Genomic DNA, 25,574 nt, shown 5'->3' on the forward strand with positions numbered 1-25,574 from the left:
CGACGACGGGTGCTTGGGTCGTGGCGCACCGGATCTGTCCCGTGGGGGGATGTACGTGCGCGTGAAGAAGTGGCGAGAAGACGCCCAACCGGAATGGCCCCGATCTGCATCAGAGGTGCGGGCCGCGCCGAGGTCGGCGGGTGACACCCAGACGTTTCCGGAGACGGCGTTCCCGGACGTCCCGGGGGCGCGAATAACCGGAGCGCCGGGCGGAGTCGGCGCCGACGCCGACGAGACCGAGCTGCTGAGACCGGCCGGATTCCCGGCGGACGCGCGCACGGCCGCCCTGCGCGACCCCTGGGGGGAGTCCGCCGACGCCGAGCACACCCATGACCCGCACGAGGTGACCGTCCAGCTGGACGCCGTCAGCCTCCAGCAGGACATGCGTCTCAAGCAGGCGGCCGGTGCCCCGGACGGTGGCGCGGACGGCTCCGACGGGCCGGTCTTCGTCGACGAGTCGGGCCGCCGCAGCCGCCGGTTCCGCCGCCTGGGCATAGCCATCGGCCTGGCCTGCGCGGTCTACGCCGTCGTCATCGTCGCCACACTGCTGTCCGGCAGCTCCGACGCGCCCTGGCTGCCCGTGCCGGGCCAGCAGGACGACCAGCCGGCCGGCCAGGTCGACACCACCCCGAGTCCGGGGGCGTCGGTCAAGCCCTCCGGCACCGGCAGCGTCTCGCCCGGCGCGACCCCGACCGCAGGCGCGGGCACCGTCCCGACGCCCGGCTCCACCGGCACCGCACCCGGCCTCGGCACCCGCACCGACGGCACCGGCGCCTCCGCCGACACCGAGCCGACGGCGACGAAGACCACCACGAAGCCGGGCACCGACCCGAGCGACCCCGATCCGTCGACCTCGGTGGTCGATCCGCCGGTCACCGAATCGACCGACCCCAGCCCCACCACCTCGCCCGACCCCAGCGTCTCCACGTCCGGAGGCGGCACCGGCGTCGGCCCCGGCACGGTCGCCGCCGGCCCCGGCGAACCCCGTCCGATCGCCGTGGACCCGAACGGTCCCGCGCCCCACTCCCCGTCCCCGGAGCACATCCTCTGATGGCATCCCGCACCCGCCGTCACGGGGCCGCGCCCCCCGACAGCTCCCCGCGCCGCCGCCTGCCCATGCGCCTGCTGCTGCCCATGCTCGTCCTGGTCGCGCTGGTCGCGATGCTGATGCTGCGCGGCTACGTGCACAGCGAGATCCTCGCCGACCACCGGATCCAGCCCGAGGCCTCCACCGACAAGGTGCCGGAGAAGATCCTCGACGGCGGCCCGGTCATCGACACCCGCAGCGGCCGCACCACCAGCCTGGACGTGCCCGACCACCGGCTCGTCCTCACCTTCGACGACGGCCCCGACCCGACCTGGACGCCGAAGGTCCTGGACGTGCTGAAGAAGCACCACGCCCACGCGGTGTTCTTCGTCACCGGCACCATGACCTCCCGCTACCCGGAGCTGGTCCGGCGGATGATCGCCGAGGGCCACGAGGTCGGCCTGCACACCTTCAACCACCCCGACCTGTCCTTCCAGTCGAAGAAACGTATCGACTGGGAGCTCTCGCAGAACCAGCTGGCGCTCGCGGGCGCCGCCGGCATCCGCAGCTCGATCTTCCGGCCGCCGTACTCGTCCTTCGCCGACGCCATGGACAACAAGTCGTGGCCGGTGACGCAGTACATCGGCACCAAGGGCTACCTCACCGTCGTCAACAACACCGACAGCGAGGACTGGCAGAAGCCCGGCGTGCGGCAGATCATCCGCAACGCCACCCCCAAGGGCGGCAAGGGCGCCATCGTCCTGATGCACGACTCCGGCGGCGACCGGCACCAGACGGTCGAGGCCCTCGACCGGTTCCTGCCCGACATGCAGCAGAAGGGGTACGAGTTCGACAACCTCACCGAGGCCCTGGACGCGCCCAGCGCCTCGACCCCGGTCACCGGCGTCGAGCTGTGGAAGGGCAAGGCATGGATCTTCCTGGTCCGGGCCTCCGACGACATCACCGGCGTGATGGTGGTCGGCCTCGCGGTGATCGGCGCCCTGGTCATCGCCCGCTTCGTGCTGATGCTGCTGCTGTCGGGCGCGCACGCACGCCGGGTGCGGCGCAAGAACTTCCGCTGGGGAGCGCCGGTCACCGAACCGGTGACGGTGCTCGTGCCGGCGTACAACGAGGCCAAATGCATTGAGAACACCGTGCGTTCACTGATGTCGAGCGAACATCCCGTCGAGGTGATCGTCATCGACGACGGCTCCAGCGACGGCACGGCGCGGATCGTCGAGGCGCTGGGGCTGCCCAATGTGCGGGTGGTGCGCCAGCTCAACGCGGGCAAGCCCGCCGCCCTCAACCGCGGTCTGGCCAACGCCCGTCACGACATCATCGTGATGATGGACGGCGACACGGTCTTCGAACCCGCCACCGTCCGCGAACTCGTCCAGCCCTTCGGCGACCCGCGCGTCGGCGCGGTCGCGGGCAACGCGAAGGTCGGCAACCGCGACTCCCTCATCGGCGCCTGGCAGCACATCGAGTACGTGATGGGCTTCAACCTCGACCGCCGCATGTACGACCTGATGCGCTGCATGCCGACCATCCCGGGCGCGGTGGGGGCGTTCCGTAGAAGCGCGTTGGAGCGGGTCGGCGGGATGAGCGACGACACGCTCGCCGAGGACACCGACATCACGATGGCGATGCACCGCGACGGCTGGCGCGTCGTCTACGCCGAGAAGGCGCGGGCCTGGACCGAGGCCCCGGAGACGGTGCAACAGCTCTGGTCACAGCGCTACCGCTGGTCCTACGGCACCATGCAGGCGATCTGGAAGCACCGCCGCGCGCTCGTGGAACGGGGTCCCTCGGGCCGCTTCGGGCGGGTGGGCCTGCCGCTGGTGTCGCTGTTCATGGTCCTTGCCCCGCTGCTGGCACCGCTGATCGACGTGTTCCTCATCTACGGCGTCGTGTTCGGCCCGACGGAGAAGACGATCGTGGCCTGGCTGGGCGTCCTGGCGATCCAGCTCATTTGCGCCGCGTACGCCTTCCGGCTGGACAAGGAACGCATGACCCACCTCATCTCGCTGCCCCTGCAGCAGATCCTCTACCGCCAGCTCATGTACGTCGTGCTGCTCCAGTCCTGGATCACCGCGCTCACCGGTGGCCGGCTGCGCTGGCAGAAGCTGCGCCGCACGGGCGTGGTGGGGGCGCCGGGCGGCCCCGTGCCGAGCCGGTCCGGCCGCAGCAGCAGCAGTGATCGGAGGCCCGTGGGATGACGCACGGATACACGACCGGTACCCCGGAGTCGACGCCGGCCTACGGGATCCCGTACCAGCCGGTTCCATCGTCGCGACCGGCGCCCGCGCCCGCTCCCGAGCCTGCTGCGTCTTCCGCGGCTTCCACGAAGAAGCCGGGCCGCGACCGCTACCTCGACCTGCTGCGCTCCATCGCCCTGGTCCGGGTGGTCGTGTACCACCTGTTCGGCTGGGCCTGGCTGACGGTCGTCTTCCCCTCCATGGGCGTGATGTTCGCGCTGGCGGGCTCGCTGATGGCCCGCTCCCTGAAGCGACCGGCGTGGGGTGTGATCCGGGGCCGGGTCCGCCGACTGCTGCCCCCGCTCTGGGTGTTCAGCGCGGTCGTGCTGACGATGATGTTCGCGGGCGGCTGGGACCTGTCGAAGGACCCGGACCACGGCGGCGTCTGGGGCGTGGTCGAACTCGTCAACTACGTCGTCCCGTTCGGCGCCCCGCCGTTCCCCTGGAGCGTCGGCTCCAAGTCGGGCCTGCTGGAGAACACCTGGGCGGTGCAGGCGGCGGGCGTGCTCTGGTACCTGCGCGCCTACCTGTGGTTCGTGGTGGCGTCCCCGCTGCTGCTGTGGGCGTTCCGCCGGGCCCCGTGGCCGACCCTGCTCGCGCCGCTGGGCCTGACCGCGATCGTGGGTACGGGCCTGGTCACGATCCCCGGTGAGACGGGCAACGCGGTCTCCGACTTCGCGGTCTACGGCGGCTGCTGGGTCCTCGGCTTCGCCCACTACGAGGGCCTGCTCAAGGAGATCCCGCGCTACATCTCCGTCTCCTGCTCGGCGCTGCTGATGGCGTTCGGCCTGTGGTGGGCGTCGGGCCATCTGGGCCCGGACGGCTGGGACCTGAACGACATCCCGCTGGCCCAGGCGGCCTGGTCCTTCGGTTTCGTGGTGATCCTGCTCCAGTACTCCCCGTCGTGGCAGGAGCTGCCCGGCCGGCTGGCGAAGTGGGACAGGCTGGTCACCCTCTCCAACAACCGTGCCGTCACGATCTACCTGTGGCACAACCTGCTGATCCTGGCCACGGTCCCGCTCATCGACCTCGCCTACGACCTGCCGTTCATGCAGGGCGACCGCGCGGTCTCCGCGCTCGACTCGACGTACAACCTCTGGATGTTCGTCCTGGTCTGGCCGCTGATCGGGCTCACGATCGTCGCGTTCGGCTGGGTCGAGGACATCGCGGCGAAGCGGAGCCCCCGGCTGTGGCCGAACGGGGCCGGCAAGCGCGGGCGCAGGGCGTCGAACAGGGCTGCTGTCCGCGCGAGTTAGCGGTCGACGGAGTGGGGGCTTCACCGAGACGGCTTGCGGCGATGGCTCAGCAGGTCTCCCGGCTGGCACTCGAGTACTTCACAGATCCGGGTGAGCGTGGTGAACCGGATCGCCTTCGCGCGGCCGTTCTTGAGGACCGAGAGATTCACGTTGGTCACGCCGACCCGGTGGGCGAGTTCGGTGAGAGTCATCCCGCGCTCGTCCAGGAGCCGGTCCAGATGCACCTCGATGTCGTGGCCCTCGGGCTCCTGGCCCTCCTGGTCGTCGGGCGCCATCAGACGACGCCTTCGAGGTCCTCGCGCATGACCGCGCCGGCCCGGGTGATCCGGGCGAAGGTGAGCAGCCCGAGGCCGGTGAGCACGGCCAGATAGGGGGGCGACCACAGGCCCAGCCAGGTGCCCGCCGTGAAGTCCGCCGCCTGGGCGAGGTCCGCGAGCACGGCCGCCCTGGCGTTGGCCTCGACGATCTCGGCGACCAGGCTCCCGAGCAGCAGCCACCAGCCGAGGAGGCGGAGCCGGGCCGCCGTCCTCGCGGTGTAGACGCCGTCCCGGGCCGCGCCCTGGAGCAGTCGGTGCAGCAGGAAGAGGCCGCTGATCAGCAGCAACGTCGAGGGCAGTTCGCCGAGTTGGTTCAGTACGCGCAGGGTCGCGTCGGGGTGCACGGTGCAGTAGCGGGGGACGGAGCCGACCTGTGCTCCGGCCTCGGGGAGGAGGCCGACGGGGGCGTCCGAACTGTCGGTCGAGTCGTCGGTGACGCAGACGCTGACGTCCGCCCGGCCGCCGTGCACGACGCTGAGGATCAACCCCGCCGCCACGAGGGCGAGCAGGGCGCGCAGGACCACGGACACGACCGTGGCCATGGGTTCGAGCAGCTTCCGGTCCTCGGGCACGCCGCACCGCCTTGTTTATCGTTTATCGATGTTATCGAAAAACGATATGCCCCGTGGCGAGTCCGGCGCAACCCCGGTAAGGAAGGGCGTCGGAAGGCGTGGCGGATCCATGTGTGCCCGGTGGATTCCGGCCGCCGATCGCTAAGATGCGCGAGGCATGACGGGGGCAGGAGAACCACAGTGAGACAGGTGCCGAGTACAGAGCCGGACGCGGAGACGGCGTCCGAAGGGACGTCGGGCCCGAGGGCCCCGGTGTTCGGGCTGATCACGCCCGGGGACTGGTACCGCATTCCGCTGCGGCCGCGGGAGCGCCGTGAGGCGTCCATGAGCGCGCTGGTCAAACGGCAGTTCGCCGGGGTCGACGACCAGCCGGTCCTGCGCCGGAAGGTGGAGGAACAGCTGCGCGGGACCGCCGAGGCGGGCGTCGGGCAGGGCGGGGTCGTGCTGTACCTGTCCTTCCTCGAAGCCGGCGGCATCCCGCTCTCCGCCTCGCTGCTCGTCTCCCACCTGCACCAGAGGTTCGACAGCCTCGACGCCGTCGCCGCGCTGGCCGGCACCGGCGAGGTTGGCGTGGTCACGCTGCCCGAGGCGGGGCGCGCGGCCCGGCTGCTGCGGCGGCAGCGCACCAAGCAGGCACGGAAGCTGGGCTCCGAGTTCGAGGACACCGTCGTCGAGTACTTCGTCCCGGTGCCGGACCGCGACGAGGTGCTGATGCTGACGTTCAGCACGCCGTTGGAGCCGATCGCGGACGCCATGGTGGGCCTGTTCGACGCGGTGGCCGAAACCCTGCGCTGGCAGCGCCCGGCCGAGGAGACGAAGGGGGAGCGGGAGTGAGTGGCGACGAGGGGAAGCTCAAGGTCTCCACGGACGATCTGCACACGGCCGGGACCGGCCTGCGGACGGTGGCGACCGAGCTCGACGGGCTCGACAAGCTGATGGACGCCTACGACCTGCGCACGGTCGGGCACAAGCAACTGCACGAGCGGTTGCAGGACTTCTCGGACGGCTGGGACGACAACCGCAAGAAGATGATCGAGGAGATCCAGGGCCTGGGCACCCTCGCCCACGAGGCAGGCAAGGCCTACAAGGAAGTCGACACCGCGCTGTACGACGCGCTCGTGGGCAAGGGGAAGCAGCAGTGACCCGGCCCGCGGACCAGCGCTGGGAGGTCCTGGGGGAGCCCGCCGACCCGGTGCCCGGCGATGTCACGGACCTCACGGCGCTCGCCCGCCGGTTCGAACTCACGGCGAAGACCATCTCCGACACCGCCGAGGCGCTGCGCCGGCTCGGCAACCTGGAGAGCTGGGACTCCAAGGCGGGCCGCGCCTTCGCCGAGAAGGCGACCGACACGGCGAAGACGGTCAGCAAGGCGCACGACCGGTACGCCGACGCCTCCTCCGCCCTGAAGACGTACTACACCGAGCTCGAATCCGTGCAGACCGAGGCCGACAAGCTCCTGCACCAGGCCGAGACGAAGAGCGGCGATCTGACGACGGCCAGGTCCAAGGCCGACCATCCGCCGAAGGGCACCGACGCCGGCGGACAGAAGACGCTCGACAAGTCGGTGACCGACCTCCAGAAGGGCCTGGACGGACTGCGCGATCAGCTCTCCCCGCTGAAGACCCGCCACAAGAACGCGGGCGACAAGGCGGCGCGGGCCATCCACGACACCACCGAGCACGACGGCCTGAACGACTCGTGGCTGGACGACCTGCGCGACACCCTCAATCTCGTCGCCGACATCGCGGGAGCCGTCGCCGCGGTCTGCGGGGTGCTCTCGCTGCTGGTCGGCTGGATCCCGGTGATCGGCCAGGCCCTGGCCGGGGTGCTCGGCACCATCGCCCTGGTCGCGACCTGCGTATCACTGGTCTGTCACGTCCTGCTCGCCATCAACGGCGACGGGTCCTGGGGCGATGTCGCGATGGACGTCCTCAGCCTCGCGACCTTCGGCGTCGGGCGCGTCTTCTCCGCGGGCGGCAAGGCAGCCGCCGCAGTCGGCCGCAGCCGGGTCTGGACGGCCGCGACCGAGTACGTCAGAGGCTGGAACCCGGCCATGTCCTCCGCCGCACGCCGGGTGCTGGTCGAGTCGATGGTCGGCCCGCGCGCCGGTGCCACCGCCCGCGCGGCCCTGCCCGACGTGTCGCTCTCGGCCGCCTTCCGAGGGCTGCCGCGCTCCTTCGCGGACGACCTGGGCGCCATCCGCGGCAACTGGCGGGACGCCTTCAAGTTCGGCGACAACCTCTCCGCGGCCCGCGACGCCTACTCCGCGGCCGGCCCGCGCGGCCTGGCCAGCATGTACGCCGGTCCCGGCATGGTCGACGAACTGGCCCGCATCAAGAACATCGACCCGACCGACCTGAACTTCATCGGTACGCCGGACGCCTTCAAGCAGGCCATGAACTACAACTCCCTCGCCCTGGGCGGCACCGGGGTGGGCGCGACGGCCGACAGCTACCAGTTCGCCGGGCTGTTCGGCGGCGACGACGCGCCGTCGGTCACCGGCCCCGACGCGTCCCTGGCCGGGAAGTGAGCGGCGCGATGAAAGCCACGGAAGCCATGGAAGAGCCCGGCGCCGACTGGACCGAGTGCAAGGTCGCGCTGCCCGCCCTGCAGAACTGGCTGGTCCTGGACCTGGCCACCGAGGACCCCGAGTCCTGGGCCCGCGGCCTCGCCGCCGAGCACCTCGACAGCGGGGCCCGCCCGGAGTGGCAGGAGGCCTTCGCGACCGACCTGCTCTGGTACTGGGGCGCCGCCCGCCGGCAGGGCGCCCTGTGCGCGGCCCTGCTGGCGCCGGCCGACGGCGCGGTCATGGCGAGCTGCACCGTGCGCGAGCTGAAGCTTCCGGCCCAGTACCTGAGCGTCGCCGCGCTGCGCGCCGAAGTGGCGCTCGCCGAGGGCCCGTTCTTCGGCTCCCAGGACGTCACGGAGGTCGACCTCCCGCTGGGACCGGCGTTGCGTGTGCACCGACTGGAACCCACGGACCCCGAGTCCGACACCGGCGGCATCACGGAAGGCGTCGCCCACTACGTCCTGCCGAGTCGGTACCCCACGGCGCTGGAGTGCCGGCTGCTGTGGTCGACGCTCGGCTTCGGCGAGGAACTGGAGAAGGTGGCCGACGAGTTGGCGCGGTCGGTCACTTTGGCGTGACCGGAGTCAGCCCGCCTCGCGGGACCGGAGTCCGAGCCGCTCCCGGGGGATCATCGCCAGTGGCATCCAGCTGAAGCCGATCGCGAACACGGCGACGGTGGTCGTGACCGTCTTCGGGAGCACCCACCCGAGCTGGGCCACGATCACAGCGAGGACCAGCACGTACACGTCGAAGGCCAGCAGCGCGAGCAGCTTCCGCCCGGCCGCGCCGGCGCCCACCCTGGGTGTCTCCTCGTTGCCCTTCGCCATCCCGAACACCACCACCGGCAGCACGAACCCGGTGAGCGCGCCGGCCGCGATGCCCCCGACCACCAGGGCGTTCCGCCCGTCGTCGGGCACGATCGAGGACAGGGGCGCCGCGTCCGCCGCGGCGAGGACCAGCGCCACCGCCACGAACGCGCCGAGCAGCGTGGTCAGCAGTACGGCGACCAGCGCGCACGCGAAGGCGATGTTTCCGCTGAGGGACCGCTGGGACCGCTGAGCGCTCTGCGCTTTCGAGCGTGCGGAGCTCGGCTCGGCGGACATGGGCTCTCCTGCTCGTGTGGGGGTCGCTAGAGGATAGCCGTCACCACTTCGCACGCTGGCGACCTCTCGCCCGAGACCTCTCACCCCCTCCTCGCGCCAGGTGAGAGCAACGTTCCTTTCCGGTCACCGGGTGCCACAGCGCGGAAACGCGCTCTCCCTACCTTCGGGGCATGCCCGAGCCCAGGAATGCCCCCGTGGAGGCGTCATGACAGCCGCTGGTAAGTGGATCGAGCACTGGGATCCGGAGGACGAGACCTTCTGGCGCGAGAAGGGGGAGAAGATCGCCCGGCGCAATCTCCTCTTCTCCGTCCTGTCCGAGCACATCGGCTTCTCGATCTGGACCCTGTGGTCCGTGCTGGTGCTCTTCATGGGTCCGGAGTACGGGCTCACCCCGGCCGACAAGTTCCTGCTGACCTCGGTGGTCACCCTGGTCGGCGCGGTCGCCCGGGTGCCCTACACCTTCGCGGTCGCGATCTTCGGCGGCCGTAACTGGACCATCGTCTCGGCGGCCCTGCTCCTCGTCCCGACGATCGCCGCCTTCGTGGTGATGGAACCGGGCACGTCCTTCTCGACCTTCCTGTGGGTCGGCCTCCTCGCCGGCGTCGGCGGCGGCAACTTCGCCTCCTCCATGACCAACATCAACGCCTTCTTCCCGCTGCGGAAGAAGGGCTGGGCGCTCGGCCTCAACGCGGGCGGCGGCAACATCGGCGTACCGGTCATCCAGCTCGTGGCGCTCGCCGTCATCGGCGCGAGCGGCGGTCCGCGTGTGCTGCTCGGGATCTACATCCCGCTCATCGTCGTCGCCGCCACGCTCGCCGCGCTCTTCATGGACAACCTGGAGAACGTGAAGAACGACACCGGGGCCGCCAAGGACGCGGTGCGGGACGCGCACACCTGGATCATGGCGTTCCTCTACATCGGGACGTTCGGGTCGTTCATCGGCTACGCCTTCGCCTTCGGGCAGGTGCTCCAGGTCCAGTTCGGGCGGACCCCGCTGCAGGCCGCGTACCTCACGTTCATCGGTCCGCTGCTCGGCTCGCTGATCCGGCCTTTGGGCGGCTGGCTCGCCGACAAGTACGGCGGCGCGAAGATCACCCTCTACAACTACGTCGGCATGGCCGCCGCGACCGCCGTCCTGATCGTCGCCAGCATGGAGAAGTCGCTGCCGCTGTTCGTCACCGTGTTCATCGTCCTGTTCGTGCTCAGCGGGCTCGGCAACGGGTCGACGTACAAGATGATCCCCGGCATCTTCCAGACCAAGGCCCTCGCCAAGGGTCTTGAGGGGGAGGCGGCGGCCGCCTACGGGCGGCGGCTCTCCGGGGCCTCCATGGGGCTCATCGGCGCGGTGGGCGCGCTCGGCGGGGTCGGGATCAACCTCGCCTTCCGCCAGTCCTTCCTCAACTCCGGTTCCGGCACCGGCGCCTTCGTGGTCTTCCTCGCCTTCTACGCGGCCTGCTTCGCGGTGACGTGGGCCGTATACCTTCGCCGCCCGGCCACCGCGGCCCGCGCCACGGCTGCCGCAGAGTCGAAGCCCCAGCTCAGCTATGCCGAGGTGTGACGTAACACCGGCGACATGAAGCCGAACCGAGCCTGTCACGAGCGGTTGACAGGCTCGGTCGTCACGCGGGCCAGCCGACCTGAGCCGAAAGACCGGCCCTAGGAGTTCCATGTACGAGCAGCAGCAACAGCCGCCGGATCACTCCTCGCACGGACCCCTCGCCGGGTTCACCGTGGGGGTGACGGCCGCTCGTCGCGCCGACGAGCTGGGTGCGCTGCTCCAGCGTCGTGGCGCCGCCGTGCTGCACGCGCCCGCCCTGCGGATCGTGCCGGTCGCCGACGACAGCGAGCTGCTGGCCGCGACGAAGGGCCTGATCGACCGGGCGCCGGACGTCGTGGTGGCGACCACGGCCATCGGCTTCCGCGGCTGGGTCGAGGCGGCCGACGGGTGGGGGCTCGGGGAGGCGCTCCTGGACCGGCTGCGCGGGGTGGAGCTGCTCGCCCGCGGGCCCAAGGTCAAGGGGTCGATCCGGGCCGCCGGGCTGACCGAGGAGTGGTCGCCGTCCAGCGAGTCGATGGCCGAGGTGCTCGACCGGCTGCTGGAGGAGGGCGTCGACGGGCGCCGTATCGCCGTACAGCTGCACGGCGAGCCGCTGCCCGGGTTCGTGGAAGCGTTGCGGGCCGCGGGTGCCGAAGTGGTGGGTGTGCCGGTGTACCGGTGGATGCCGCCGGAGGACATCGGGCCGGTGGACCGGCTCCTCGACGCCACCGTCTCGCGGGGCGTGGACGCGCTGACCTTCACCAGCGCACCCGCCGCGGCCTCCCTGCTGAACCGGGCCGAGAAGCGAGGGCTGCTGCCCGAACTCCTCGCCGCCCTCCACCACGACGTCCTCCCTGCCTGCGTCGGCCCGGTCACCGCGCTGCCCCTCCAGGCCCACGGCGTCACCACGGTCTCGCCCGAACGCTTCCGCCTGGGCCCGCTGGTGCAGGTCCTGTGCCAGGAACTCCCGAGCCGCGCACGGTCGTTGCCGATCGCCGGCCACCGGGTGGAGATCCGCGGCCACGCGGTCCTCGTCGACGGGGCGCTGCGTCCCGTACCGCCCGCGGGTATGTCCTTGTTGCGCGCCCTGTCCCGCCGCCCGGGCTGGGTGGTGGCCCGCGCGGAGTTGCTACGAGCCCTGCCTGGCGCCGGCCGCGACGAGCATGCGGTGGAGACGGCGATGGCCCGACTGAGGACGGCACTCGGCGCGCCGAAGTTGATCCAGACGGTGGTGAAGCGGGGGTATCGGCTGGCGTTGGATCCGGCCGCTGACGCGAAGTACGCGGACGTATAGGCCTGGGGGCTGCCGCCCCCAGACCCCCGCTTCGGCCTGAACGGCCTCGTCCTCAAACGCCGGACGGGCTGAGTTGTGCTGACGCCCGCCGTGCAGCGCCGAACAGCACCAACCCCCGCGCCAACAATCCCATCGCCACCGTCGACCCCACCGCCCGCACGACGTTCCACGCCACCCACGGGTCCTCGAAGTGCTCGCGGGCCGCGGTCGGGTCGGTCATGTCCGCGAGGTCGTTGTTGAGCGGGATGTTGACGACGACGGTGATCAGGAAGACCAGGGCGTAGGCCAGGAAACCCGCCCACACCCACCACCGGTACGGCTGCCGGCGCAGTTGCCACGCCGAAACGGCGGACAGCGCCAGCGCGCCCATGAAGCTGAGGAAGAACACCGGGTTCTGGATCACGTCGTTGATGTCCCGCATGACGTCGACGAAGACCCGGTCGTCGCTGCGGGCCAGTGCCGGCATGATCGCGCAGGCGAAGGTGTAGAAGAGCCCGGCGATCAGGCCCATGGCGACCGTGGCCGCGCCCAGTACGAGTCCGGAAGCTGTCCTGTTCTGTGTCATGCCTCCAGTCAACGGACCCCGGCCCGCCCCGGACATCGCCGAGACGCGCACCCGCATAAGCGCCCGTCCACGGGTCCTGTGGGTATGAGGGGTTCCGGCCACGGGAGCGGGAAGGCACTGTATGAGGGAACGGTTCCTCTGCCCTCAGCTTCCCGAGCCAGGCGGTGACAGGCACATGGCACTGGGTACGGCCACGGTCGCGTACGAACTCCGGTACGACGCCGGACGGGTCTGTCTCGACCTGCTCGCGACCTCTCATCCCGAGGAACGGTTCGACTCCGTGGAGGTTCTGTGCGCGTGGATCACCGGCGCGGGCCTGGTCCCGCCGGGCGTCCCGCTGACCCACGCCGACCCGTCCTGGCTGGTCGACTTCCGTGAACTGCGCGGACAGATCGGACAGTTGGTCAGTGGGGCGGTGGCCACGCCGCCCAGGCCGACGTACGACATCGCGCTCGCCCGCGTGAACGAGATCGCCCGGGTCGCGCCGCCCGCCCCGCGGGCCGTGCGCGGCGAGGACGGGGCGCTGGTGCGGGAGTTGGACGGGCCGCCCGAGTGCGCGGCGCTGCTCGGGGCGATCGCGCGGGACGCCGTGGAACTGCTCACCGACCCGGTCGCGCGGGCCGGACTGCGGCAGTGCGAGGGCGACAACTGTCCGATCTTTTATGTCGATTCGTCCCGGGGCCGCAGAAGGCGCTGGTGCTCCAGCGAGGTCTGCGGAAACCGCGAAAGAGTCGCCCGGCACCGTCGGCGGGCGGCACTCGCCCGAGCCTAGGTGTCCGGTAAGCGGCTTCTGTGGGGGGAGTGCGGTCATGTTGTCGAAGTGATTTCGACAACACTGTGTTTGGTCCGAATATGCCAACGGCACCTGACCTCAGAGAGGCGATGTGGTGGAAATGTAAAGATCGCGCGGTAGGAATGTGCACCCATGTCCCCCTCGTCATGACACCCCGGAGAAAACTGTCGCCTCCCGTTGAACATGACGGAGACCACATCCGTACCTGTGGAGGAGCGACCGACTGGGGGATCCCCCGGACACCGGAGGTGGGCGTGCGCAAGGATTCCGTCGTGGCCAATGAACGTGGATCGAGGGCCCGACATCGCATGTCCCAGCCCTCGGAACCTGATGAGGAGCTGATGCGTGCCCTCTATAGAGAGCATGCCGGACCTCTCCTTGCGTACGTACTCAGGCTGGTCGCCGGAGATCGGCAGCGAGCAGAGGACGTCGTGCAGGAGACACTCATCCGTGCCTGGAAGAACGCCGGTCAGCTCAATCGAGCGACCGGATCGGTACGCCCCTGGCTGGTGACGGTCGCTCGCCGCATCGTCATCGACGGCCACCGCAGCCGGCAGGCCCGGCCGCAGGAGGTCGATCCGTCGCCGCTGGAGGTCATCCCCGCGGAGGACGAGATCGACAAGGCGCTGTGGCTGATGACGCTGTCTGACGCGCTCGACGACCTGACCCCGGCCCACCGGGAGGTGCTCGTCGAGACGTACTTCAAGGGGCGTACCGTCAACGAGGCGGCTGAGACGCTCGGAATTCCCAGTGGCACCGTGCGGTCACGCGTGTTCTACGCGTTGCGCTCGATGAAGCTGGCACTGGAGGAGCGGGGGGTGACGGCGTGATGAGTGTTTACGGGGGAAACCAGGGATTCGGCACAGGTGGTTCGGGTATGTCTGGCTCCATGATGGGATCTCCGGGCCCGAACGAACACGAAACCGTCGGGGCCTACGCACTCGGAATCCTCGATGACGCCGAGGCGACCGCCTTCGAAATCCACCTCGCCACCTGCGAGTGGTGCGCCCAGCAGCTCGACGAGCTGGCCGGGATGGAGCCGATGCTGGCCGCCCTCGCGGACCTGCCCGGCACCGGCACTCCCGCCATCGGCGAGTCCCTCTCCGCCAAGCCGAGCCCTCGGCTCGTGGAGAAGCTGGTCGACGAGGTCGGCGAGAAGCGTGCCCTCAAGCGGCGGCGCAGCTTCTACATGGTGGCGGCAGCGGCGGCACTGATCATCGCCGGTCCGCTGGCGGCGATCGCGGTGAACGGCGGCGGTTCGAGCGGCGGTACCGGTGACGAGGCCGGCGCCAAGGCCGCCTTCACCTCCATCTCCGACAAGGTCTCCGCGACCGACTCCTCCACCAAGGTCCAGGCGACCGTCGCGGTGGCGAAGAAGGACTGGGGCACCTGGGGTGTCGTCGAACTCAGTAACGTCAAGGGCCCGTTGAAGTGCTCACTCATCGCCGTCGGCAAGAACGGCGAGCGCGAGACGATGTCCACCTGGTCGGTCCCGAAGTGGGGCTACGGCATCCCGAACGCCAAGACCGAGCAGGCCAAGGCACCCCTCTACGCCCAGGGCGGGGCCGCTTTCCAGCCCAACGAGATCGATCATTTCGAGGTCATGACCTTCGACGGCAAGAAGCTCGTGGCAGTAGACGCGTAGTGAACGTAGCTTCCACCGGCCCCCTTCGCGTACGGTTGACGGCTGCCCAGCACGTCAGAAGGGGGCCCGGTGGCCGCACAGGCTCAGCAGGAAACCGCGGTCGACGCCGCAGCGGATTCGGTCCGCGATCGCGAGATCAGCGTCGAACAGAAACATCTCGACCGGGTGTACCAGCGCCTTGAGGAGAAGATCCACGAGGCCGAGTTCCTGATGAACGACGCGGCCAAGCGTGGCCAGGTCGGCACGCCCGGCGCGCTCGCCGAGCGGGACGCCCAGGTCTTCCGGGCCGGCATCCACCTCAACAGGCTCAACAACGAGTTCGAGGACTTCCTCTTCGGCCGGATCGACCTGCTCCTCGGCAAGGACGGCAAGAAGGGGCCCGACGGCGCCTACACCGCCGTGGAACCGGCCGAAGGCGCCGTACGGGACGACAACACCGCCGACATCGCGGAGACCCTGCACATCGGGCGCATCGGCGTCCTGGACTCCGAGTACGCCCCGCTGGTCATCGACTGGCGGGCGCCCGCGGCGGCGCCGTTCTACCGGTCCACCCCGGTGGACCCGGGACGGGTCGTGCGGCGCCGGGTGATCCGCTCCAAGGGACGCAAGGTGCTCGGTGTCGAGGACGACCTCATGCGCCCCGAGCTGACCGCCCTGCTGGACGGACAGCAGCTGCCCGTCATCGGTGACGGCGCCCTCATGGCCGCCCTCGGCCAGGCGCGCGGGCACACCATGCGGGACATCGTCGCCTCCATCCAGGCCGAGCAGGACCTGGTCATCCGCGCCCCCGCCGCCTCCGTGACGTATGTCGAGGGCGGTCCCGGGACGGGGAAGACGGCGGTGGCGCTGCACCGCGCCGCCTACCTGCTCTACCAGGACCGGCGCCGGTACGCGGGCGGCATCCTCATCGTCTCGCCCACCCCGCTGCTGGTCGCCTACACCGAGGGCGTCCTGCCCTCCCTCGGCGAGGAGGGCCAGGTCGCGATCCGGGCGATCGGCTCGCTGGTCGACGGCGCCGAGGCCACCCTGTACGACGCCCCGGCCGTGGCCCGCGCCAAGGGCTCCTACCGCATGCTCAAGGTGTTGCGGAAGGCCGCCCGCGGGGCACTGGAGCAGGGGCGCGCGGGTAGCGCCGGCTCCGCCCGGCCCGCCGCCGGCCAGCTCTCCTTCGGCGACGACTTCGGTGACGGACCCGGCGGGGACTCGCCCGAGACCGACCCGCGCGGACCGGTCTCCACCTCCCGGCTGCGCGTGGTCGCCTTCGGGCGCCGGCTGGAGCTGGAGGCGGACGCGCTGGAACGTATCCGCCAGAACGCGCTCAGCGGCACCGCCCCCGTCAACCTGCTGCGCCCGCGCGCCCGCAAGCTCCTCCTGGACGCCCTGTGGGCCCGGTCCGGCGCGGGCACCCGGCACACCGACCCGGAACTCGCCGCCGAACTGCGCTCGTCCTTCGACGAGGACATCACCGCGGAGGACGCGTTCACGGCGTTCCTGGACGCCTGGTGGCCCGAGCTGACCCCCAGAGCCGTGCTGGACGCGATGGCCGACGAGCGGCGCCTGGGCCGCTGGGCGCGGCGGATCCTCAACCCCGGCGAGATCCGCCGGGTGGCCCGCTCGCTGCGCCGGGACGGGTACTCCGTGCACGACATCGCCATGCTCGACGAGCTCCAGGCGATCCTCGGCGTCCCGGCCCGCCCCAGGAAGCGGCGCGAACTGGATCCGCTGGACCAGCTGACGGGTCTGGAGGAGCTGATGCCGACCCGCGAGGAGACGCAGTGGGAGCGGGCCGAGCGGCTCGCCCAGGAGCGTACCGAGTACGCGCACGTCATCGTCGACGAGGCCCAGGACGTCACGCCGATGCAGTGGCGCATGGTCGGCCGCCGCGGCCGGCACGCCACCTGGACGGTCGTCGGCGACCCGGCCCAGTCCTCCTGGTCCGACGTGGACGAGGCGGCCGAGGCCCGCGACGAGGCCCTGGGCACCCGCCCGCGCCGCCGCTTCCAGCTCACCGTCAACTACCGCAACCCCTCCGAGATCGCCGACCTCGCGGCGAAGGTGCTGGCGCTGGCCATGCCCGGCTCCGAGTCACCACGGGCGGTGCGCTCCACCGGCGTACAGCCCCGCTTCACCGTCGTACGGGAATCCCTGGCGCAGACCGTCCGGGCCGAGGCCGACCGGCTGCTCGGGCTCGTCGACGGCACGGTCGGTGTCGTCGTCGCGATGAACCGCCGCGAGGAGGCGGCGCGCTGGCTCGCCGGGCTGGGCGACCGGGTGGTGGCCCTGGGCAGCCTGGAGGCCAAGGGCCTGGAGTACGACGCGACGGTCGTCGTCTCCCCGGCCGAGATCGCGGACGAGTCACCGGCCGGACTGCGGGTGCTGTACGTGGCCCTGACCCGGGCGACCCAGCAGCTCACCGTGGTCTCCGCCGACCGGGACGAGCCGGACGCGTCCGGCGTGCCCGATCTGCTGAGGGACTGATTCCTGTGAACTCCCCGTACGGGAATGGCCTTACGGGATCTGTTTGTTAGCCTGGACGTGACACCGGCCCGATCCAAGCCCCCGGGCCCAACCTTCGTCGCTACGAGCGACCACTTGCCGCGAGGCGAGCATGGCGGGTCGGTGTCACTCTCTCCTCTCCCCTGTGAACACAAGGTTCGCAATCCGGTCCGACTAACGCCTACTCATCGGTAGGTGCGACCATCGGACGGCACAAAGCATCACAGGTGAAAGCAGAGGAAGTCGGCCATGGCAACGGCGCCCAGCGTCTCCTACTCGATCACGGTCCGTCTGGAGGTGCCCGCCAGCGGAACGGCGGTCTCCCAGATCACCACCGCCGTGGAGTCCCACGGAGGCTCGGTCACCGGCCTCGACGTGACGGCGTCCGGGCACGAGACGCTCCGGATCGACGTCACCATCGCCGCGACCTCCACCGCGCACGCCGACGAGATCGTCCAGCAGCTGCGCGGCATCGAGGGCGTCACCCTCGGCAAGGTCTCGGACCGTACGTTCCTGATGCACCTCGGCGGCAAGATCGAGATGCAGTCCAAGCACCCCATCCGCAACCGTGACGACCTCTCCATGATCTACACCCCGGGCGTGGCCCGCGTGTGCATGGCGATCGCCGAGAACCCCGAGGACGCCCGGCGCCTCACCATCAAGCGCAACTCCGTTGCGGTCGTGACGGACGGCTCCGCGGTCCTCGGCCTCGGCAACATCGGCCCCAAGGCCGCGCTGCCGGTCATGGAGGGCAAGGCGGCCCTCTTCAAGCGGTTCGCCGGCATCGACGCCTGGCCGCTGTGCCTGGACACCCAGGACACCGACGAGATCGTCGCGATCGTCAAGGCGATCGCCCCCGGCTTCGCCGGCATCAACCTGGAGGACATCTCCGCGCCGCGCTGCTTCGAGATCGAGGCCCGGCTGCGCGAGGCCCTCGACATCCCCGTCTTCCACGACGACCAGCACGGCACGGCGATCGTGGTCCTGGCCGCCCTCACCAACGCGCTGCGCGTGGCGGGCAAGGAGATCGAGAACATCCGGGTCGTCATGTCCGGTGCGGGCGCGGCCGGTACGGCCATCCTCAAGCTGCTGATCGCCGCGGGCGTGAAGAACGCCGTCGTCGCCGACATCCACGGCGTCGTGCACTCCGGCCGCGAGGACCTGGTGGACGCGGCGGCCGACTCGCCGCTGCGCTGGATCGCCGACAACACCAACCCCGAGAACCTGACGGGCACGTTGAAGGAAGCCGTTCGCGGAGCGGATGTCTTCATCGGCGTCTCCGCCCCGAACGTGCTGGACGGGGACGACGTGGCCGCCATGGCCGACGGCGCCATCGTGTTCGCGCTCGCGAACCCCGACCCCGAGGTCGACCCGGCGATCGCCCGTCAGACGGCGGCTGTCGTGGCCACCGGCCGCTCCGACTTCCCGAACCAGATCAACAACGTGCTGGTCTTCCCGGGTGTCTTCCGCGGCCTGCTGGACGCCCAGTCCCGCACCGTCAACACCGAGATGATGCTGGCCGCGGCGACCGCTCTCGCGGACGTCGTGACCCGGGAGGAACTCAACCCGAACTACATCATCCCGAGCGTCTTCAACGACAAGGTCGCGGGCGCGGTGGCCGGAGCGGTCCGGGACGCGGCGAAGGCGGCGGGCGCGGCCTCGTAGGCGCGATGTCGTAGCCGTGGCGTACGGTGCAAGGGCTGTGAGGATCACCACCTGGCCGCCTCGGCGCGTCGTGGAACGGCGAGTTGATGACCGCCCTTTAGGGTGGCGGGCACGCTCAGGCCTTCCGTGTGACTCCCCAGGGTGTACTAGCGACTCCCTATGGGTGCCGGATTGGCTTTCCCGCCGCAGGTAGGGGCAGGATGCCTCCCTGGGCGCGAGCGCATCGGACTTCACAGCGCCTACACATGCGGCTCCGCCGCGTGGCACGCCCCAACAGCAAGAAGAACACGGGAGTAACGACATGAACCGCAGTGAGCTGGTGGCCGCGCTGGCCGACCGCGCCGAGGTGACCCGCAAGGACGCCGACGCCGTTCTGGCGGCGTTCGCCGAGACCGTCGGTGAGATCGTCGCCAAGGGCGACGAGAAGGTCACCATCCCCGGCTTCCTGACCTTCGAGCGCACCCACCGTGCCGCTCGCACCGCGCGCAACCCGCAGACCGGTGACCCGATCGACATCCCCGCCGGCTACAGCGTCAAGGTGTCCGCGGGCTCGAAGCTCAAGGAAGCCGCCAAGGGCAAGTAAGCCTTCGCGTACGCGACGGCATTGCGTACGAGGCTCAGCAACGCGAATGGGGCGGCCACCCGGTCAGGGTGGCCGCCCCATCGTCGTAGAAACGCTTCTCTGGGCTTTCGCCCCGGGGCTATCCGAGTGCCTTGCCCGGCAGTTCCACCTTCGCGCCCAGCTCCACGAGCTTCTCCATGAAGTTCTCGTAGCCGCGGTTGATGAGGTCGATGCCGTGGACCCTGGACGTGCCCTGGGCGGCCAGCGCGGCGATGAGGTAGGAGAAACCGCCGCGCAGGTCGGGGATGACCAGGTCGGCGCCCTGGAGGCGGGTGGGGCCCGACACCACGGCCGAGTGGAGGAAGTTGCGCTGGCCGAAGCGGCAGTTCGAGCCGCCCAGGCACTCGCGGTACAGCTGGATGTGTGCACCCATCTGGTTGAGTGCGGAGGTGAATCCGAGGCGGGACTCGTACACCGTCTCGTGGATGATCGACAGGCCCGTCGCCTGGGTCAGCGCCACGACGAGCGGCTGCTGCCAGTCCGTCTGGAAGCCCGGGTGCACGTCCGTCTCGAGGGCGATGGACTTCAACTGGCCGCCCTGGTGCCAGAACCGGATGCCCTCGTCGTCGATCTCGAAGGCACCGCCCACCTTCCGGTAGGTGTTCAGGAACGTCATCATCGAGCGCTGCTGGGCGCCGCGGACGTAGATGTTGCCTTCGGTCGCCAGCGCCGCGGACGCCCACGAGGCGGCCTCCAGGCGGTCCGGGAGGGCACGGTGGTTGTAGCCGCTGAGCCGGTCCACGCCCGTGACGCGGATCGTGCGGTCGGTGTCCATCGCGATGATGGCGCCCATCTTCTGAAGGACGCAGATCAGGTCCTCGATCTCCGGCTCCACCGCCGCGTTCGCGAGCTCCGTGACGCCCTCCGCGAGGACGGCCGTCAACAGCACCTGCTCGGTCGCGCCCACGGACGGGTACGGCAGCTGGATCTTCGTACCGCGCAGCCGCTGCGGTGCCTCCAGGTACTGCCCGTCCGCCCGCTTCTCGATCGTCGCGCCGAACTTCCGCAGCACCTCGAAGTGGAAGTCGATCGGCCGGCCGCCGATGTCGCAGCCGCCGAGCCCCGGGATGAACGCGTGGCCCAGGCGGTGCAGCAGCGGGCCGCAGAGCAGGATCGGGATGCGGCTGGAGCCCGCGTGCGCGTCGATGTCGGCGACGTTCGCGCTCTCCACGTGGGAGGGGTCCATCACCAACTCGCCCGGCTCCTCACCCGGACGGACCGTCACCCCGTGCAGTTGCAGCAGGCCGCGTACGACACGCACGTCACGGATGTCCGGAACGTTGCGCAGTCGACTCGGCTCACTGCCCAGCAGGGCGGCGACCATGGCCTTCGGTACGAGGTTCTTCGCACCGCGGACCCGGATCTCGCCTTCCAGCGGGGTTCCACCGTGGACAAGCAGTACGTCGTCAGAGCCGTTGACGGTCATGTATCTCGCGTTCCGGTGAGGGGGGCAGGGCCAGAGGGGCAAGCGTAATCGCCGCGTACCCCCCTTCTGTAAGCCCAGGCACGCCTCAGCCACGTCATAGCTCTGTCACAACACGAACCGCTGCACGTCGGACACATGGGGTCACCGCCGCTCCCGTGCGCTCGGGACGCACCTGTGCGCCCTGAGCTGCATTCACCCGCGAACACCCATTGCCTCCCCACGCGGAGGGAAGATGCGGGATCATGTCTGCCATGACCGAGGTGTCCTCGCTCACAGGGCGGCTGCTCGTGGCCACGCCCGCCCTGGCGGACCCGAACTTCGACCGTGCGGTGGTGCTCCTTCTCGACCACGACGAGGAGGGCTCCCTCGGTGTCGTCCTCAACCGGCCGACCCCGGTCGACGTCGGCGACATCCTGGACGGCTGGGGCGACCTCGCCGGCGAGCCCGGCGTCGTCTTCCAGGGCGGCCCGGTCTCCCTCGACTCCGCCCTGGGCGTCGCCGTCATCCCCGGCGGCTCCTCCGCCGAGCGCGCCCCGCTGGGCTGGCGCCGGGTGCACGGCGCGATCGGCCTGGTCGACCTGGAGGCCCCGCCGGAACTCCTCGCCTCGGCCCTCGGCTCCCTGCGGATCTTCGCCGGATACGCCGGCTGGGGTCCGGGCCAGCTGGAGGACGAGCTGGTGGAGGGCGCCTGGTACGTCGTCGAGTCGGAGCCCGGCGACGTCTCCTCGCCGTCCCCGGAGAGACTCTGGCGCGCGGTCCTGCGCCGCCAGCGCAACGAGCTCGCGATGGTGGCCACGTACCCGGACGACCCTTCGCTCAACTGATGCGTGTGAGCTTCAGTACCCTTGGCGCCATGAGCACTCTTGAGCCCGAGCGCGGGACTGGTACGGGGACCCTCGTAGAGCCGACGCCACAGGTGTCCCACGGCGACGGCGACCACGAGCGCTTCGCCCACTACGTCCAGAAGGACAAGATCATGGCGAGCGCCCTCGACGGGACCCCCGTCGTGGCGCTGTGCGGCAAGGTCTGGGTGCCGGGCCGCGATCCGAAGAAGTATCCCGTCTGTCCCATGTGCAAGGAGATCTACGACTCCATGGGCAGTGGTGGGGACGACGACAAGGACAAGTAGCACCACGTAACACCTGAGGCTTCTCAAGGCCCCTGGGGCGCGTTCGGCGTGCCCCGGGGGCCTTTTGCATGTCACGAAGTGGTTGAGACCTCTTGTGGGCGTGTTCATGTTGTCCCTAGTCTCCGGAGCGTTGTGCAGAGCGAAACAGTCATTGCATATGTTGCAACGCACTCTCGGAGGACCACTCCATGAAGCTCTCTCCCCGACTCGCCGTCGTGCTGACCGCCCTGGTCGTCACCGCCTGCGCCCCCCAGACCTCCTCCAACTCCTCCTCCGAGAAGGACGACAAGGACGGCACCCTGCGGGTGTGGCTGTTCCAGGAGGTCGGCAACGACCCGAAGGAGAAGGTCGTCGACTCCGTGGTCGACGCCTTCCAGAAGGCGCACAAGGGCACCAAGGTCGACGTCGAGTACATCCCCGTCGAGACCCGCGCCCAGCGCGTCAAGGCCGCCTTCAACGACCCGAAGTCCGCGCCGGACGTGATGGAGTTCGGCAACACCGACACCGCCGGGTACGTCCACGACGGCGGACTCCTCGACGTCACCAAGGAGTTCGGCGCCTGGAGCGAGGCCAAGGACACCGACCCCACGGCCAAGCAGTCGGTCACCGTCGACGGCAAGCAGTACGGCTCCCCGTTCTACGTCGGCGTCCGCGCCCTGTACTACCGCACCGACGTCTTCAAGGACCTGGGACTGCAACCCCCCAAGACGATGGCCGAGTTGGCCACCACGGCCCGCAAGATCCGCGCCGAGAAGCCCGACCTGTACGGCCTGGTCGTCGGCGGCGCCTACACGTACGGCGCGATGCCCTTCGTCTGGGCCAACGGCGGTGAACTCGCCACCGGCGAGGGCGACTCATACACCTCCGCCATCGACAGCGCGGCCGCCCAGAAGGGCATCAAGGCCTACACGTCCCTGTTCACCTCCGACAACTGTCCCGCCGCCAAGTGCGCCGGGATGGGCGGCAACGACACGATCACCGCGTTCGCGGCCGGCAAGGCCGGCATGGCGATCGGCGGCGACTTCAGTCACGCGGCCGTCGAGGCGGGCAAGGTGAAGGGCAAGTACGCGGTGGTGCCGCTGCCCGGTGTGGCGTCAGGGTCGATAGCCCCGGCCTTCGCGGGCGGCAACAACATCGGTGTCCTGAAGAGCACGTCGCACCGCTCGCTCGCCGTCGATCTGATGGAGCAGCTCACCTCGAAGAAGACCCAGGCCTCGATGTTCGACGCGATGGGCTTCCTGCCGACGTTCACCGATGTGCGGGACGCGGCCGCGGCGAAGGTGCCGTTCGAGAAGCCCTTCGTGCAGACGCTGGGTGCCGGGACCAAGTTCGTGCCCGCGTCGCCGGGTTGGTCGCAGATCGACTCCCAGCTGGTGCTGCCGAACCTGCTCCAGGAGGTCATCAGCGGCAAGAAGAACGTTGACGCTGCGGCGAAGGAAGCGGCGACGAAGATGGACGACGCGTTTGGCTCCGCCGGGTGATGCCGGTCGCGTCTAAGAGCTCGGGGGGCGCGGAGAGTGGACGGGTGCGCGCCGGTCGTGGCTGGTCGCGCAGTTCCTCGCGCCCCTTGCGGCATCAGCGGAACCTTGGTCGTTGGACCCCGTGGCTCTATCTCGCCCCTGCCCTCGTCGTGCTCGGTGGGTTGCTGGTCTATCCCATCTACCAACTCGGGCTGATCTCCTTCTTCCACTACACGCAGGCTCAGGTGAGTGGTGGGGAACCGACCACCTTCGAGGGGTTCGGGAACTACAGCACGCTCTTCTCGGACCCCGAGTTCTGGCAAGTCCTGCTGGCGACCGTGGTGTTCGCGGCCGGGTGCGTGGTCTCGACGCTCGCCGTCGGCTGCGCGCTCGCCGTGCTGCTCACCCGGGTGCGGGCCGTGCCGCGGCTTGCGTTGATGCTGGCCGCGCTCGGCGCTTGGGCGACCCCGGCGGTCACCGGGTCCACCGTCTGGCTCTTCCTCTTCGACCCGGACTTCGGCCCGGTGAACCGGATCCTCGGCCTCGGCGACCACTCGTGGACGTACGGACGGATCAGCGCGTTCTTCCTCGTCCTGCTCGAAGTGGTGTGGTGCTCCTTCCCGTTCGTGATGGTCACGGTCTACGCCGGCATCCGCGCCGTACCGGCCGAGGTCCTCGAGGCCGCCGCGCTGGACGGCGCCTCGCAGTGGCGGATCTGGCGGTCCGTGCTGGCGCCGATGCTGCGGCCGATCCTGACCGTGGTGACCATCCAGTCCGTCATCTGGGACTTCAAGGTCTTCACGCAGATCTACGTCATGACCAACGGCGGCGGCATCGCGGGCCAGAACCTCGTCCTGAACGTGTACGCCTACCAACAGGCGTTCGCGTCCTCGCAGTACAGCCTCGGCTCGGCGATCGGCGTCGTGATGCTGCTGATGCTGCTCGCCGTGACGCTCGTGTACCTGCGGCTGCTGCGCCGGCAGGGGGAGGAACTGTGAATCTCGTACGGGCCCAACTGCGGCGCCCCTGGCGGCTGGCGGCCGAACTGTCGGCGCTGCTCGTCGCCGTCGTCGTCGCCTTCCCCCTCTACTGGATGGTGCTCGGCGCCTTCAAGCCCGCCGGTGAGATCGAGTCCAGCGAGCCGCGGCCCTGGACGCTGGCGCCCTCGCTGGATTCCTTCCGGCGCGTGTTCGGGCAGCAGGATTTCGGTCGGTATTTCGTCAACAGCCTGGTCGTCGCGGGCAGTGTCGTGATCGCCTCGGCACTCATCGCGTTTCTCGCCGCGACCGCCGTGACGCGATTCCGGTTCCGCTTCCGGACCACGCTGCTGATCATGTTTCTGGTCGCTCAGATGGTGCCGGTCGAGGCGCTCACGATCCCGTTGTTCTTCCTCATGCGGGACTTCAACCAACTCAACACGCTGGGCTCGCTGATCCTGCCGCACATCGCGTTCTCGCTGCCCTTCGCGATCTGGATGCTGCGGGGGTTCGTGAAAGCCGTGCCGGACGCGCTGGAGGAGGCCGCGTACATGGACGGGGCGAGCCGGGCGCGATTCCTGTGGCAGATCCTTTTCCCGCTGGTCTTCCCGGGGCTCGTGGCCACGAGCGTGTTTTCCTTCATCTCGGCCTGGAACGACTTCCTGTTCGCCAAGTCCTTCATCATCAGCGACACGTCCCAGTCGACCCTGCCGATGGCCCTGCTGGTCTTCTTCAAGCCGGACGAGCCGGACTGGGGCGGCGTGATGGCGGCGTCCACGGTGATGACGATTCCGGTGCTGGTGTTCTTCGTACTCGTACAGCGACGTCTGGTCTCGGGGCTGGGCGGAGCGGTTAAGGACTGA

25 protein-coding genes are annotated in these 25,574 nt (G+C 69.9%); 20 read left to right on the forward strand and 5 right to left on the reverse strand.

The window, feature by feature from the left end; all coding sequences use genetic code 11:
• Positions 1–49: 49 nt before the first annotated feature.
• From ACWD5F_RS27875 to ACWD5F_RS27885, 3 genes are read left to right on the forward strand one after another with little or no spacing between them, the layout of a single operon-like run.
• The gene (locus tag ACWD5F_RS27875; RefSeq protein ID WP_451258362.1) at positions 50–1,051 is read left to right on the forward strand and encodes a hypothetical protein; all 1,002 of its coding nucleotides are present in this window, start codon (positions 50–52) and stop codon (positions 1,049–1,051) included.
• A complete protein-coding gene (locus ACWD5F_RS27880) occupies positions 1,051–3,246 on the forward strand; it encodes a glycosyltransferase (protein WP_451258364.1) in 2,196 nt (731 codons plus the stop codon). The genes ACWD5F_RS27875 and ACWD5F_RS27880 overlap by 1 nt, the downstream gene beginning before the upstream one ends.
• Positions 3,243–4,541, forward strand: a complete 1,299-nt coding sequence (locus tag ACWD5F_RS27885; RefSeq protein WP_451258366.1) for an acyltransferase family protein — start codon at positions 3,243–3,245, stop codon at positions 4,539–4,541. The genes ACWD5F_RS27880 and ACWD5F_RS27885 overlap by 4 nt, the downstream gene beginning before the upstream one ends.
• Positions 4,542–4,561: 20 nt before the next feature.
• On the opposite strand, the gene ACWD5F_RS27890 is transcribed toward ACWD5F_RS27885, so the two are convergent.
• Positions 4,562–4,816, reverse strand: coding sequence for a helix-turn-helix domain-containing protein (locus tag ACWD5F_RS27890; RefSeq protein ID WP_451258368.1), 255 nt, complete (start codon positions 4,814–4,816; stop codon positions 4,562–4,564).
• Positions 4,816–5,430 (reverse strand): hypothetical protein, encoded by a 615-nt coding sequence (locus ACWD5F_RS27895; RefSeq protein WP_451258370.1) that lies wholly within the window; start codon positions 5,428–5,430, stop codon positions 4,816–4,818. The genes ACWD5F_RS27890 and ACWD5F_RS27895 overlap by 1 nt, the downstream gene beginning before the upstream one ends.
• 189 nt (positions 5,431–5,619) lie before the next feature.
• On the opposite strand from ACWD5F_RS27895, the gene ACWD5F_RS27900 reads away from it, so the two are divergent.
• The 4 genes from ACWD5F_RS27900 to ACWD5F_RS27915 are packed head-to-tail and all read left to right on the forward strand — an operon-like array spanning position 5,620 to position 8,577.
• Entirely contained in the window at positions 5,620–6,264 is a 645-nt protein-coding gene (locus ACWD5F_RS27900) for a hypothetical protein (RefSeq protein ID WP_451258372.1), read from the forward strand.
• Positions 6,261–6,572, forward strand: a complete 312-nt coding sequence (locus ACWD5F_RS27905) for a hypothetical protein (RefSeq protein ID WP_401727098.1) — start codon at positions 6,261–6,263, stop codon at positions 6,570–6,572. Before ACWD5F_RS27900 ends, ACWD5F_RS27905 begins: the two co-directional genes overlap by 4 nt.
• The gene (locus ACWD5F_RS27910; protein WP_451258374.1) at positions 6,569–7,960 is read left to right on the forward strand and encodes a putative T7SS-secreted protein; all 1,392 of its coding nucleotides are present in this window, start codon (positions 6,569–6,571) and stop codon (positions 7,958–7,960) included. The genes ACWD5F_RS27905 and ACWD5F_RS27910 overlap by 4 nt, the downstream gene beginning before the upstream one ends.
• 8 nt (positions 7,961–7,968) lie before the next feature.
• Positions 7,969–8,577 (forward strand): hypothetical protein, encoded by a 609-nt coding sequence (locus ACWD5F_RS27915; protein ID WP_451258376.1) that lies wholly within the window; start codon positions 7,969–7,971, stop codon positions 8,575–8,577.
• A 6-nt stretch (positions 8,578–8,583) separates the two neighbouring features.
• Here the strand turns inward: ACWD5F_RS27915 and ACWD5F_RS27920 are convergent, their stop codons facing one another.
• On the reverse strand, positions 8,584–9,102 hold the full coding sequence (locus tag ACWD5F_RS27920) for a hypothetical protein (protein ID WP_451258378.1): 519 nt from the start codon (positions 9,100–9,102) through the stop codon (positions 8,584–8,586).
• A 205-nt stretch (positions 9,103–9,307) separates the two neighbouring features.
• On the opposite strand from ACWD5F_RS27920, the gene ACWD5F_RS27925 reads away from it, so the two are divergent.
• Together ACWD5F_RS27925 and ACWD5F_RS27930 are read left to right on the forward strand one after the other, a co-directional pair.
• On the forward strand, positions 9,308–10,660 hold the full coding sequence (locus ACWD5F_RS27925; RefSeq protein WP_451258380.1) for a nitrate/nitrite transporter: 1,353 nt from the start codon (positions 9,308–9,310) through the stop codon (positions 10,658–10,660).
• Between the two features lie 109 nt (positions 10,661–10,769).
• On the forward strand, positions 10,770–11,933 hold the full coding sequence (locus tag ACWD5F_RS27930) for a uroporphyrinogen-III synthase (protein ID WP_451258382.1): 1,164 nt from the start codon (positions 10,770–10,772) through the stop codon (positions 11,931–11,933).
• A 52-nt stretch (positions 11,934–11,985) separates the two neighbouring features.
• Here the strand turns inward: ACWD5F_RS27930 and ACWD5F_RS27935 are convergent, their stop codons facing one another.
• Positions 11,986–12,498 (reverse strand): anthrone oxygenase family protein, encoded by a 513-nt coding sequence (locus ACWD5F_RS27935; RefSeq protein WP_451258384.1) that lies wholly within the window; start codon positions 12,496–12,498, stop codon positions 11,986–11,988.
• A gap of 175 nt (positions 12,499–12,673) precedes the next feature.
• Here ACWD5F_RS27935 and ACWD5F_RS27940 point away from each other — a divergent pair, with 175 nt between their 5' ends.
• The 6 genes from ACWD5F_RS27940 (at position 12,674) to ACWD5F_RS27965 (ending at position 19,680) form a co-directional block, all read left to right on the forward strand.
• On the forward strand, positions 12,674–13,270 hold the full coding sequence (locus tag ACWD5F_RS27940; RefSeq protein WP_451258386.1) for a CGNR zinc finger domain-containing protein: 597 nt from the start codon (positions 12,674–12,676) through the stop codon (positions 13,268–13,270).
• Positions 13,271–13,599: 329 nt separating this feature from the next.
• Positions 13,600–14,121, forward strand: coding sequence for a sigma-70 family RNA polymerase sigma factor (locus ACWD5F_RS27945; protein WP_010039908.1), 522 nt, complete (start codon positions 13,600–13,602; stop codon positions 14,119–14,121).
• Positions 14,121–14,936, forward strand: a complete 816-nt coding sequence (locus ACWD5F_RS27950) for an anti-sigma factor family protein (protein ID WP_451258388.1) — start codon at positions 14,121–14,123, stop codon at positions 14,934–14,936. The genes ACWD5F_RS27945 and ACWD5F_RS27950 overlap by 1 nt, the downstream gene beginning before the upstream one ends.
• A 69-nt stretch (positions 14,937–15,005) precedes the next feature.
• Complete coding sequence (locus ACWD5F_RS27955; protein WP_451258390.1) at positions 15,006–17,414, forward strand: HelD family protein; 2,409 nt, start codon at positions 15,006–15,008, stop codon at positions 17,412–17,414.
• A 267-nt stretch (positions 17,415–17,681) separates the two neighbouring features.
• Positions 17,682–19,097 (forward strand): NAD-dependent malic enzyme, encoded by a 1,416-nt coding sequence (locus tag ACWD5F_RS27960; protein ID WP_401727082.1) that lies wholly within the window; start codon positions 17,682–17,684, stop codon positions 19,095–19,097.
• A gap of 301 nt (positions 19,098–19,398) precedes the next feature.
• Positions 19,399–19,680, forward strand: a complete 282-nt coding sequence (locus ACWD5F_RS27965) for an HU family DNA-binding protein (protein WP_006374476.1) — start codon at positions 19,399–19,401, stop codon at positions 19,678–19,680.
• A gap of 118 nt (positions 19,681–19,798) precedes the next feature.
• Here ACWD5F_RS27965 and murA read toward each other — a convergent pair whose 3' ends face one another.
• Positions 19,799–21,145, reverse strand: coding sequence for a UDP-N-acetylglucosamine 1-carboxyvinyltransferase (gene murA, locus ACWD5F_RS27970; RefSeq protein ID WP_451258393.1), 1,347 nt, complete (start codon positions 21,143–21,145; stop codon positions 19,799–19,801).
• A 251-nt stretch (positions 21,146–21,396) separates the two neighbouring features.
• On the opposite strand from murA, the gene ACWD5F_RS27975 reads away from it, so the two are divergent.
• The 5 genes from ACWD5F_RS27975 to ACWD5F_RS27995 all read left to right on the forward strand — a co-directional run bounded on the left by ACWD5F_RS27975 (position 21,397) and on the right by ACWD5F_RS27995 (position 25,574).
• Positions 21,397–21,969: a YqgE/AlgH family protein gene (locus tag ACWD5F_RS27975; protein WP_280881959.1), complete on the forward strand. Its 573-nt coding sequence runs from the start codon at positions 21,397–21,399 to the stop codon at positions 21,967–21,969.
• Between the two features lie 29 nt (positions 21,970–21,998).
• Complete coding sequence (locus ACWD5F_RS27980) at positions 21,999–22,274, forward strand: DUF3039 domain-containing protein (protein ID WP_124000320.1); 276 nt, start codon at positions 21,999–22,001, stop codon at positions 22,272–22,274.
• 188 nt (positions 22,275–22,462) lie between these two features.
• A complete protein-coding gene (locus ACWD5F_RS27985) occupies positions 22,463–23,755 on the forward strand; it encodes an extracellular solute-binding protein (RefSeq protein WP_451258395.1) in 1,293 nt (430 codons plus the stop codon).
• Positions 23,755–24,732, forward strand: coding sequence for a carbohydrate ABC transporter permease (locus ACWD5F_RS27990; protein WP_451258398.1), 978 nt, complete (start codon positions 23,755–23,757; stop codon positions 24,730–24,732). Before ACWD5F_RS27985 ends, ACWD5F_RS27990 begins: the two co-directional genes overlap by 1 nt.
• Positions 24,729–25,574, forward strand: coding sequence for a carbohydrate ABC transporter permease (locus ACWD5F_RS27995; RefSeq protein WP_450352991.1), 846 nt, complete (start codon positions 24,729–24,731; stop codon positions 25,572–25,574). The genes ACWD5F_RS27990 and ACWD5F_RS27995 overlap by 4 nt, the downstream gene beginning before the upstream one ends.

Source organism: Streptomyces sp. NPDC002499, assembly GCF_053595415.1.

Bases quoted from the DNA above. Each gene is read 5' to 3' on its own strand.
- ACWD5F_RS27875 (WP_451258362.1), top strand. From the start codon at position 50: ATGTACGTGCGCGTGAAGAAGTGGCGAGAAGACGCCCAACCGGAATGG.
- ACWD5F_RS27880 (WP_451258364.1), top strand. From the start codon at position 1,051: ATGGCATCCCGCACCCGCCGTCACGGGGCCGCGCCCCCCGACAGCTCC.
- ACWD5F_RS27885 (WP_451258366.1), top strand. From the start codon at position 3,243: ATGACGCACGGATACACGACCGGTACCCCGGAGTCGACGCCGGCCTAC.
- ACWD5F_RS27890 (WP_451258368.1), bottom strand. From the start codon at position 4,816: ATGGCGCCCGACGACCAGGAGGGCCAGGAGCCCGAGGGCCACGACATC.
- ACWD5F_RS27915 (WP_451258376.1), top strand. From the start codon at position 7,969: ATGAAAGCCACGGAAGCCATGGAAGAGCCCGGCGCCGACTGGACCGAG.
- ACWD5F_RS27920 (WP_451258378.1), bottom strand. From the start codon at position 9,102: ATGTCCGCCGAGCCGAGCTCCGCACGCTCGAAAGCGCAGAGCGCTCAG.
- ACWD5F_RS27925 (WP_451258380.1), top strand. From the start codon at position 9,308: ATGACAGCCGCTGGTAAGTGGATCGAGCACTGGGATCCGGAGGACGAG.
- ACWD5F_RS27930 (WP_451258382.1), top strand. From the start codon at position 10,770: ATGTACGAGCAGCAGCAACAGCCGCCGGATCACTCCTCGCACGGACCC.
- ACWD5F_RS27935 (WP_451258384.1), bottom strand. From the start codon at position 12,498: ATGACACAGAACAGGACAGCTTCCGGACTCGTACTGGGCGCGGCCACG.
- ACWD5F_RS27940 (WP_451258386.1), top strand. From the start codon at position 12,674: ATGGCACTGGGTACGGCCACGGTCGCGTACGAACTCCGGTACGACGCC.
- ACWD5F_RS27945 (WP_010039908.1), top strand. From the start codon at position 13,600: ATGTCCCAGCCCTCGGAACCTGATGAGGAGCTGATGCGTGCCCTCTAT.
- ACWD5F_RS27950 (WP_451258388.1), top strand. From the start codon at position 14,121: ATGAGTGTTTACGGGGGAAACCAGGGATTCGGCACAGGTGGTTCGGGT.
- ACWD5F_RS27960 (WP_401727082.1), top strand. From the start codon at position 17,682: ATGGCAACGGCGCCCAGCGTCTCCTACTCGATCACGGTCCGTCTGGAG.
- ACWD5F_RS27965 (WP_006374476.1), top strand. From the start codon at position 19,399: ATGAACCGCAGTGAGCTGGTGGCCGCGCTGGCCGACCGCGCCGAGGTG.
- murA (WP_451258393.1), bottom strand. From the start codon at position 21,145: ATGACCGTCAACGGCTCTGACGACGTACTGCTTGTCCACGGTGGAACC.
- ACWD5F_RS27975 (WP_280881959.1), top strand. From the start codon at position 21,397: ATGACCGAGGTGTCCTCGCTCACAGGGCGGCTGCTCGTGGCCACGCCC.
- ACWD5F_RS27980 (WP_124000320.1), top strand. From the start codon at position 21,999: ATGAGCACTCTTGAGCCCGAGCGCGGGACTGGTACGGGGACCCTCGTA.
- ACWD5F_RS27985 (WP_451258395.1), top strand. From the start codon at position 22,463: ATGAAGCTCTCTCCCCGACTCGCCGTCGTGCTGACCGCCCTGGTCGTC.
- ACWD5F_RS27990 (WP_451258398.1), top strand. From the start codon at position 23,755: ATGCCGGTCGCGTCTAAGAGCTCGGGGGGCGCGGAGAGTGGACGGGTG.